Here is a 5,531-nt window from a genome sequence, read left to right as displayed (position 1 = left end):
AACTCAAACATTTCACGTTTAGGCTTTAGAGGTACTGAGGCTATCACTGCTGAAACTGATGTTATCTATCAGTTAGAGTATGGCATCGCCGTTGATGGCGAGAGCAGAACGTTTCAAAGCCGTGATACCTATCTTGGTTTAAAAAACGCAAACTTCGGTGAATTCCGTTTTGGTCGTAACTACTCAGTTATCGATTACATCAATAACGTCGCGGTCAACGAAGGCTACTGGGATAACCTAGGTCCTGGCAGTGCTGACTTTAATAACCCAAGTCTTAGCGAAGCACTAAACTTGACTGACGGTAACCGTGTTAATAATTCTATCGTCTGGAAAGCACCTAAATATAATGACCTACCGTTATCACTAGCCCTTATGTATGGTGCTGATGAGACTTTTGTTGAAGACAGCGATGATCGCAACGAAGGTTACGGTGCCTCACTCATGTTTGACGCAGGTACTGGTTTTACCGCTGGTATCGCCTATAGCGATGATCTAAACATTGCAGGTGAAATCTTACGTGGTAGTGCTAGCGTTGATCTAGGTAACTATGTGGCTTACCCAGTACAACTTGGTGTCTTGTATCAACAAGCAGACTTTGACTTCAGCGGTTCTGAAAAAGAGAAAGGCTTAGTGGTAAGTGCTGAGATGGGCTTAACTAACTTTGCTCGCCCTGCAACAGTCTATACTCAGTACAACCATACTAATAACTTAGATGGTATTGATGATGCTGACTCAGACCAGCTAGTTGTTGGCGGCACGTATGAGTTTAAGAAAAACATGATTGCTCATGCTTATGCGGGTGCGAACTCAGCTGAAATTGGCAACTCTAATACTGATATCGATCTATTCGCTATCGGTGGCGGTCTAGAGTACTTATTCTAGTCCAGCCTTTTAGAACTTGTTTAAAAAACTCATCCTCAGGGTGAGTTTTTCATTAAAGAATTTTACTTACCAATCTTGACAAAATTACGAAGTGGAGACATTTTATGAAAAAACTACTTTTAGCAACTTCAATTGCCGCACTGTCTGTATCAGCTGCTAATGCTGCACCTACTTTATACGGTAAAGCCTTCCTCACTACCGATTATGTTAACGCTGAGCTTGACGTTGAAGAGACTGTAGACGCTGATTTTGACGGCGATATACAAAGAATCAATAACGATAGTGATTCACTGCAAGTGAACTCAAACATCTCACGTTTAGGCTTTAAAGGCTCTGAGGCCATCACTGCCAATACTGATGTCATTTATCAGTTAGAATACGCTATCAACATCGATGATAGCGGCGATGATAACATTGGCTTCAAAAGCCGTGATACCTATCTTGGCTTAGCTAATGAGCAATACGGTCAATTCCGTTTTGGTCGCAACTACTCAGTAACCGATTATGTTCTTGATAACGTACTAGTGACCAAAGGCTATTGGGATAACATTGGTGCCAGTAGTATTAATGGCGGAACCGTTGCTGAAGCGTTGACTATGACTGACGGCACCCGTATTAATAACTCTATCATGTGGTTTGCGCCTAAGTACAATGACTTGCCATTAGACTTAGTACTACAGTACGGTGCTGATGAGACTTTTGTCTCTGATAGCGATGATCGTGACGAAGGTTACGGAGCTTCATTGAACTACAACCCAGGCACAGGCTTTACGGTTGGTGTGGCTTATGATAAAGACATGACCATCAATGGAGACATCCTGCGTGGTACCGCAAGTTTAGATCTAAGTAACTACATTACTATGCCAATTACAATGGGACTGCTTTATCAGCAAGCTGATTATGATGGTCTTGGTGAAGAAGACGGCCTAATCGTTAGTGCCAAAATGGGTCTAGATAACTTTGCTCGTCCAGCAGCTATTTATGCACAGTACAATAAAACAGATAGCTTAAGTGGTCTTGACGGCAATGACTCTGACCAGTTTGTGGTTGGTGGTCAGTACTTCTTTAAAGACAATATGATTGCGCATGCTTACGCTGGTTATAACTCTGCTGATTTAGACAATGATAGATTCTTTACCCGTGAAGATGTAGACGGTGATAATGGTGAAGTTGTTAGTGTTCGTGGTAGCGGTGATGCAAACGTTCTTGCTATCGGTGCTGGTCTAGAATACTTATTCTAATCTAAATGCAAGACATGGTTTATTAAGAACTCATCCTTCGGGGTGAGTTTTTTGTTTGCTTTATTTAATCTTTAGAAATAGGTAAGCTTAAACTATCGATTTTAAGAATGGTTTGCATAGCTATCAGTCAACATTTTAATAAATAAGTAGAGACATGTTATGAATAAGCGACTCATCGCCGCGTCGATTATCAGTTTACCTATGACAACAACTTATGCCGCGCCAGAGATCTACGGCAAAGCTTTTGTCACGGCCGATTACGTTGATAGTCAAGCAGACTACAGTCATCGTAGTGATGTCTCTGATTTATCCGATAATGGGTCATTACAAGTCAACTCAAATTCTTCGAGACTTGGATTTAGAGGATCTGAGGCGATAACAGACAATACGGACATCATTTATCAGCTGGAATATGGCGTTGATTTTGATGGTGAGGGCAGCCGTAATCTATTGAGCCGAGATACCTATTTAGGTCTCAAGGGCAAAGGTGTTGGCGAATTTCGTTTTGGTCGCAACTCCTCTATTTTAAGTTATGCTTATGAGCCTGTCGTCACCAGAGCTTATTGGGATAATTTGGGCAAAACTAAGCTGGGTTCTGATGAGCTCGTCTCAGCGCTTAATATGATTGACTACACGCGCAAAGACAATTCAGTCATATGGATAGCTCCAACTTACAAGCATTTTAACCTAGTGGCGCAGTATGCAACTAATGAAAGCCAGAGCATAGGGCGTGATGATGGTTTTGGGGCGTCTTTAACTTATGATAAAGAAGGTATTAGAGCTGGCGTGACCTACAGTCAGGATATCGAGGTACGCGGTAGTATTAATGCCTCAAGTGAAGTTACTGACGGTGATGATGAGCAAAGTCTCGACTATAGCGGTGAGGTCATACGCGCTACGCTGACGGTAGATCTAGATGAGTATATTGATATACCAGCGCCGCTCACAATGGGGCTGCTATACCAGCAAGCGGATTATAATTTTAGAGGGTCTAAAAAAGAAAAAGGGTTGATTGCGAGCGCTAAGGCATCACTAGATAATTTTGCGCGTCCTACTAGCGTATATCTGCAGTACAACCAGACAGACAATCTAAATGGTATTGGTAATAATAAATCCAAACAGCTGGTGCTTGGTGGTGAGTATGATTTTAAAGACAATATCATCGCTCATGCTTACATCGGCAAAAACTCAGCGGACTATACTGATCTTGTGAATCAAAGCCGCGGCGTCGCTGATATTGAGGTCTTAGTCATTGGCGGCGGTCTTGAGTATTTGTTTTAATCTCATTGTCTAAAGTGAGAGATTTGAGCGAGTTTAGCTTTTGCTCTATATTTCATGGCATATTTTTAGTAAAATCCTTCTTTACCAATTATTGATGAGTACTATGACCAAATTTATATTTGTGACCGGTGGGGTCGTGTCCTCACTAGGAAAAGGAATCACCGCTGCTTCCTTAGCCGCCATATTAGAAGCGCGCGGCGTCTCTGTAACCATGACCAAGATGGATCCGTATATCAACGTCGATCCCGGTACTATGAGTCCCTTCCAGCATGGCGAGGTATTTGTCACCGAAGACGGCGCTGAGACAGATTTGGATTTGGGCTACTACGAGCGTTTTCTGCGTCACTCAAAGATGAGTAAGAGCAATAATTTCACCAGTGGCCGTATCTACCAAAACGTCCTTAATAAAGAGCGCCGTGGTGAATATCTTGGCGGTACTGTGCAGGTTATCCCGCATATCACTGATGAGATTAAGAGCAAAATCCTAGCCAGCGGTGAGGGCTACGATATCGCCATTATCGAGATTGGCGGTACGGTTGGTGATATCGAATCACTGCCCTTTATGGAAGCCGTGCGTCAGATGCAAGTCGAGCTGGGCCGCAATAGAGCCATGCTGATGCATCTAACACTAGTACCTTATATCGCCAGTGCTGGCGAGACCAAGACCAAACCGACTCAGCATTCGGTCAAAGAGCTGCGCTCTATCGGCCTGCAGCCTGATATCTTAATCTGCCGCTCTGATCATCATATCTCTCAAGACAACCGCCGCAAGATTGCGTTATTTACCAACGTGGAGGAGCGTGCGGTTATCATGTGTGAAGATGCACAAAGTATCTATCAGATACCTCGTACGCTTTATGAGCAAGATCTTGATGATTTGATTTGTGAACGTTTTGGTTTAGACGTACCAGAAGCCGATTTGAGCGATTGGGATAAAGTTGTTAAAGCGCAGCTCAATCCTGTATCCACGGTCACTGTTGCTATGGTCGGTAAGTATGTTGAGCTACCTGATGCCTATAAGTCGATTAATGAGGCACTGCTTCACGCTGGCATCACTCATCAGACCAAAGTCGTCATTGACTATATCGATGCTGAACATCTAGAGAGCGACAATGCTCTATACGCGCGCCTAGGTGAGGCTGATGGCATTTTAGTCCCAGGTGGCTTCGGTGAGCGCGGTACAATGGGTAAGATAAAAGCCATTACTTACGCCCGCGAAAACAACATCCCGTATCTTGGGATTTGCTTGGGGATGCAGCTGGCAGTGATTGAGTATGCGCGTAATGTGCTAGGTATTGATGCTAATTCGTCAGAATTTGATCGCAAAACGGCAGAACCTATTATTGGTCTGATTACCGAGTGGTTAGACGAGCGCGGTGAGCTACAGATTCGTAGTGATGATTCAGATCTTGGCGGTACGATGCGCTTAGGCGCGCAGCAAGCGGAGCTGGTCGCAGGTAGTAAGCTTGCGCAAATATACGGCGCTAACAATATCACTGAGCGTCACCGTCATCGTTATGAGATGAACAATCGCTATATTGAGCCACTAGAGCAAGCTGGCATGATGATATCAGGCTACTCTGCCAAGCAGCATCTGGTCGAGTCGGTTGAGATCAGCGAGCACCCTTGGTTTATCGCGGTACAGTTCCATCCTGAATTTACTAGCTCGCCACGCGGTGGTCATCCGCTCTTTAATAGCTTTGTCAAAGCGGCAAAGAATTATAATGATAAATAAGCTATAGCAATTGTTTTAAACTTTAGCCAATAAAAGACTAATCTACGGATTGGTCTTTTTTTATATCCGATTGAGACGTTTAGCCCTCAATCTTTATCAAATAATGAACTAGGTTGAATTATGAGCTGAAAATAGCGAGAGACGATTACGTTCGTGGACTTTTCTTTATCGTTGTATCGGTTACAATAGCGATAAGTCTTAACATAAATTGTTGATAACAATAAATAGGAAAACGAATAATGGATAATGTATTACAGGCGCAATCACATATTGAGCTAAAGACCCCTAATAGCAAAATTATCAATATTGGCAACGATCAGCCGTTTGTACTTTTTGGTGGGATGAATGTCCTTGAATCAAAAGAGATGGCGTTTGAGATCGCTGAACAATAC

The 5,531-nt window shown here is 43.2% G+C and carries 4 protein-coding genes and 1 pseudogene; all 5 read left to right on the top strand.

From position 1 onward, the window contains the following. On the top strand, positions 1-882 hold an 882-nt coding region (locus ACTXGO_RS09070; RefSeq protein WP_443574140.1), incomplete at its 5' end, for a porin. Between the two features lie 104 nt (positions 883-986). Then, positions 987-2,123 carry a porin gene (locus tag ACTXGO_RS09065; RefSeq protein WP_443542045.1) on the top strand — a complete coding sequence of 379 codons (1,137 nt, stop codon included), beginning with the start codon at positions 987-989 and terminating at the stop codon, positions 2,121-2,123. A 159-nt stretch (positions 2,124-2,282) separates the two neighbouring features. After that, positions 2,283-3,404 (top strand): porin, encoded by a 1,122-nt coding sequence (locus ACTXGO_RS09060; protein ID WP_443542044.1) that lies wholly within the window; start codon positions 2,283-2,285, stop codon positions 3,402-3,404. Between the two features lie 103 nt (positions 3,405-3,507). Further along, positions 3,508-5,139, top strand: coding sequence for a CTP synthase (locus ACTXGO_RS09055; RefSeq protein WP_443574138.1), 1,632 nt, complete (start codon positions 3,508-3,510; stop codon positions 5,137-5,139). A 239-nt stretch (positions 5,140-5,378) separates the two neighbouring features. Further along, positions 5,379-5,531, top strand: a pseudogene (locus tag ACTXGO_RS09050) (3-deoxy-8-phosphooctulonate synthase); the annotation flags it as partial.

Source organism: Psychrobacter sp. T6-1, assembly GCF_052258445.1.
Note: the sequence above shows the minus strand (reverse complement) of the source record. Positions and strands in the feature narration are given on the sequence as shown.

Bases quoted from the DNA above. Each gene is read 5' to 3' on its own strand.
- ACTXGO_RS09065 (WP_443542045.1), top strand. From the start codon at position 987: ATGAAAAAACTACTTTTAGCAACTTCAATTGCCGCACTGTCTGTATCA.
- ACTXGO_RS09060 (WP_443542044.1), top strand. From the start codon at position 2,283: ATGAATAAGCGACTCATCGCCGCGTCGATTATCAGTTTACCTATGACA.
- ACTXGO_RS09055 (WP_443574138.1), top strand. From the start codon at position 3,508: ATGACCAAATTTATATTTGTGACCGGTGGGGTCGTGTCCTCACTAGGA.